1 protein-coding gene and 1 pseudogene are annotated in these 4,647 nt (G+C 71.3%); one reads left to right on the forward strand and one right to left on the reverse strand.

Annotation, left to right across the window (positions count from 1 at the left end):
* A pseudogene (locus tag ABT085_RS44020) lies at positions 1–408 on the reverse strand (TraR/DksA family transcriptional regulator); the annotation flags it as partial.
* A gap of 599 nt (positions 409–1,007) precedes the next feature.
* Between ABT085_RS44020 and ileS the strand changes: the two are divergent.
* Positions 1,008–4,139 carry an isoleucine--tRNA ligase gene (ileS, locus tag ABT085_RS44025; RefSeq protein WP_351622151.1) on the forward strand — a complete coding sequence of 1,044 codons (3,132 nt, stop codon included), beginning with the start codon at positions 1,008–1,010 and terminating at the stop codon, positions 4,137–4,139.
* Positions 4,140–4,647 lie beyond the last annotated feature (508 nt).

A 4,647-nucleotide genomic window follows, 5' to 3' on the forward strand; every position in this document is an offset into this window, starting at 1 on the left:
GGCGGCGGGCGTGGTCCTGCGGGCGGCCGCCCCCTGGGCGGTGGCCCGGCTCCTGGCGGCCCTCGCCTCCTCGGCCGCGTCCCCGACGGCCACGGCGTCCGGAGTCCTCTTCCCGGTACCGGCCTTCTTCGAGCCCGCCTTGCCGGTTACCGCCTTCCCGGTTCCCGCCTTCTTCGAGACCGCCTTCCCGGCGTCCGCCTTCCCGCTTCCCGTCCGCTCGGCGCCCGCCTTCTTCGGCGAAACCGTCCTCGACGACGCCTTCGCGACCGACACCGCCGACTTCCCGGCCGCCTTCTCCTTCGCCCGGACGCTCTTCTTCCCGCCCACGTCCGTGGCCGCGCCGGAGGCCGCCTCGCTCGTGGACCTGCGGGACGACGGCTGCTGTACGGCGGTCTTCTTCGCCACCATGGTCGCGGCCCCTTCACATATTGTGATCTTGCTCGCGAATCGTGCTGGGACGATAAATCGACCCGAGTCCCGCGGCAACGGGGCACGCCGCCCGATTCGCCGCCTCGCGAGTGCCGCGCGGCCGACATGCAAGCGTTGTGCCCAGCTCCCCGCCGGGTAATCCGCCGAGCCCCCGGTCCAGGAATCCGAACACGCACACCTCGCTATTCGGGTCATCCCGGACAGCGACCGTCCCGGTGCCCGGGGCGCCGGAAAACCGGTCGGCCGCCGGCCGCGTCGCGCCGTACACTGGGCGCAGCGAAAAGCATGGATGGGGACGAGTAGCGGCGTACGCAGCCCAGAGCGACCCGGGGACGGTGGAAGCCCGGGGGCGAGCGCGACGCGAAGATCACCCCGGAGCCGCCGGAAGAAAGCCGCAGCACACCAGCAGCGGTCGGTAGAACCGGCTCGCGACCCCAATGAGGGGGCTCACCGGCGCACAGGGCGCTCCGGAGGGCCAAGGAGGGTGGTACCGCGGGAGCGCGCCGCACACGGCGTAGACAGCCAAGAAGGCTCTCGTCCCTCCGACGGAAGGCAGCACGTCCGCCGGAGGAAGTTCGATGACGTCGTACCGCCAGGTGCCCGCCCAGGTAGACCTGCCCGCCCTCGAGCACGCGGTGCTCGATTTCTGGCGCGAGCAGAAGATCTTCGCCAAGAGCCTGGACCAGTCCGAGGGCCGCCCCGAGTGGGTGTTCTACGAGGGTCCGCCCACCGCCAACGGCATGCCGGGCGCCCACCACATCGAGGCGCGCGTCTTCAAGGACGTCTTCCCGCGCTTTCGCACCATGCGCGGCTACCACGTGGCCCGCAAGGCCGGCTGGGACTGCCACGGCCTGCCGGTGGAGCTGGCGGTCGAGAAGGAGCTCGGCTTCAGCGGCAAGCAGGACATCGAGGCGTTCGGCATCGCCGAGTTCAACGCCCGCTGCCGCGAGTCCGTCACCCGCCACACCGACGCCTTCGCCGAGCTCACGACCCGCATGGGCTACTGGGTCGACCTGGACGACGCCTACCGGACCATGGACCCGGAGTACGTCGAGTCGGTCTGGTGGTCGCTGAAGGAGATCTTCGACAAGGGCCTGCTGGTCCAGGACCACCGCGTCGCCCCCTGGTGCCCGCGCTGCGGCACGGGCCTCTCGGACCACGAGCTGGCCCAGGGCTACGAGACGGTCGTCGACCCGTCCGTGTACGTCCGTTTCCCGCTCACCTCCGGTCCGCTGGCCGGCGAGGCCGCGCTCCTCGTCTGGACGACGACCCCCTGGACGCTGGTCTCCAACACGGCCGTCGCCGCGCACCCCGAGGTGACGTACGTCGTCGCGACGAACGGCGAGGAGAAGCTGGTCGTCGCCGAGCCGCTCGTCGCCAAGGCGCTCGGCGAGGGCTGGGAGACCACCGGACAGAGCTTCACCGGCGCCGAGATGGAGCGCTGGACCTATCAACGTCCGTTCGAGCTGGTCGAGTTCCCGGAACCCGCCCACTTCGTGGTCAACGCCGAGTACGTCACCACCGAGGACGGCACGGGTCTGGTCCACCAGTCCCCCGCCTTCGGCGAGGACGACCTCAAGGTCTGCCGCTCCTACGGCCTGCCGGTCGTCAACCCGGTCCGCCCGGACGGCACCTTCGAGGAGAACGTCCCGCTGGTCGGCGGCGTCTTCTTCAAGAAGGCGGACGAACGGCTCACCGAGGACCTCCAGCAGCGCGGCCTCCTCTTCAGGCACGTCCCGTACGAGCACAGCTACCCGCACTGCTGGCGCTGCCACACCGCGCTGCTGTACTACGCGCAGCCGTCCTGGTACATCCGCACCACGGCGATCAAGGACCGTCTCCTCCAGGAGAACGAGAAGACCAACTGGTTCCCGGACACGGTCAAGCACGGCCGCTTCGGCGACTGGCTGAACAACAACATCGACTGGGCGCTGTCCCGCAGCCGGTACTGGGGCACCCCGCTGCCGATCTGGCGCTGCGAGGACGACCACCTCACCGTGATCGGTTCGCGCGCGGAGCTCACCGAGCTGACCGGCACCGACCAGTCGCAGCTCGACCCGCACCGCCCGTTCATCGACGAGGTCACCTTCGCCTGCCCGCAGTGCGCGAAGACGGCCACGCGCGTGCCGGAGGTCATCGACGCCTGGTACGACTCGGGTTCGATGCCGTTCGCGCAGTGGGGCTACCCGTACAAGAACAAGGAACTGTTCGAGTCCCGCTACCCGGCCCAGTTCATCAGCGAGGCCATCGACCAGACCCGCGGCTGGTTCTACACGCTGATGGCGGTCGGCACGCTGGTCTTCGACAAGTCCTCGTACGAGAACGTCGTCTGCCTCGGCCACATCCTCGCCGAGGACGGCCGCAAGATGTCCAAGCACCTCGGCAACATCCTGCAGCCGATCCCGCTGATGGACCAGCACGGCGCCGACGCGGTCCGCTGGTTCATGGCGGCCGGCGGCTCCCCGTGGGCGGCCCGCCGGGTGGGCCACGGCACCATCCAGGAGGTCGTGCGCAAGACGCTCCTGACGTACTGGAACACGGTCGCCTTCCAGGCCCTGTACGCCCGTACGACCGGCTGGGCGCCGAGCGCGGCCGACCCGGCCCCGGCCGACCGTCCCGTGCTCGACCGCTGGCTGCTGTCCGAACTCCACGCGCTCACCGACCAGGTGACGCAGGCTCTGGAGGCCTACGACACCCAGCGCGCCGGCAAGCTCCTGTCCGCGTTCGTCGACGACCTGTCCAACTGGTACGTCCGCCGCTCCCGCCGTCGCTTCTGGCAGGGCGACAAGGCGGCGCTGCGCACCCTGCACGAGGTCGTCGAGACGGTCACCAGGCTGATGGCCCCGCTGACCCCGTTCATCACCGAGCGGGTCTGGCAGGACCTGGTGGTGCCGGTGACCCCGGGCGCCCCGGAGTCGGTGCACCTGACGTCCTGGCCGGAGGCGGACCTGTCCGCGATCGACCCGGAGCTGTCGCGCCAGATGGTCCTGGTACGGCGCCTGGTGGAGCTGGGCCGCGCCACGCGCGCGGAGTCGGGCGTCAAAACCCGTCAGCCGCTGTCGCGCGCCCTGGTGGCCGCGTCGGGCTTCGACTCCCTCGACCGTGAACTGCACGCGCAGATCACGGAGGAGCTGAACGTGACCGCGCTCGCGTCTCTCTCCGAGGTCGGCGGCTCCCTGGTCGACACCACGGCCAAGGCCAACTTCCGCGCGCTGGGCAAGCGTTTCGGCAAGCGGGTGCAGGACGTGGCCAAGGCGGTCGCCGCCGCCGACGCGGCCGCGCTGTCCCTGGCGCTGCGCGAGGGCACGGCGTCGGTGGAGGTCGACGGCGAGACGGTCACCCTGGCCCCGGACGAGGTGATCATCACGGAGACCCCGCGCGAGGGCTGGTCGGTGGCCTCCGACGCGGGTGCCACGGTCGCGCTGGACCTGGAGATCACCGAGGAGCTGCGGCAGGCGGGCCTGGCCCGTGACGCGATCCGGCTGATCCAGGAGGCCCGCAAGAACAGCGGCCTCGACGTGGCCGACCGGATCGCGCTGCGCTGGACCTCCACGGACCCGGCGGTGATCGCGGCGCTCGGCGAGCACGCGGCCCTGATCGCAGACGAGGTCCTGGCCACGGACTTCGCCCAGGGTGAGGCGGACGACACCTACGGTGAGACGTTCACGGACGAGGGACTGTCCCTGACGTTCCGCCTGCGCAAGGCGTAAACCACCACGACGAGGGCCCGGTCTCCCCTGCGGGAGGCCGGGCCCTCGTCCGTGCCGTACCTCACCCCCGGCGCACACTCGTAACCCTTCCCGCCCTCGCCCCCTCGCGCCGGTCCCACGCGCCGGTCCCACGCACCGCGCAGCGCCCCCTGGGCTCGCACCACCCCACCCGCCCCCCTCGCGCCTCACGCAGGCCCCGCGCGATCCCGTCGGCGCCGCACGGCCACCGCCCCTCGGTACGCCGTTCCGACCGCCCGCGCAGCCACCTCATGGACGAACGCCCCCGCACGCCCCCCTCATGCCTCACGCGAGCCCGACGGCGCCGCGTTCGACGGACCGGAAGGCCGGGAGCGTTCCAGCCGTCGTCGCGGCGGCCGGAACTGCTCCCGGCCTTCGCGTCGCTCACCGTGCGCGCCCGGCGGCGCACCGTCGTCAACCCGCGTAAAAAGGGCGAGGCCCCCGCAGGGAAACCGGGGGCTCGCCCATGAAACGCGGCCGACGACTAAGG

Source organism: Streptomyces sp. NPDC002265 (genome assembly GCF_040296125.1).
GTDB lineage: Bacteria > Actinomycetota > Actinomycetes > Streptomycetales > Streptomycetaceae > Streptomyces.

Excerpts from the sequence above, each read along its gene's own strand:
- ileS (WP_351622151.1), top strand. The coding sequence starts at position 1,008 with ATGACGTCGTACCGCCAGGTGCCCGCCCAGGTAGACCTGCCCGCCCTC.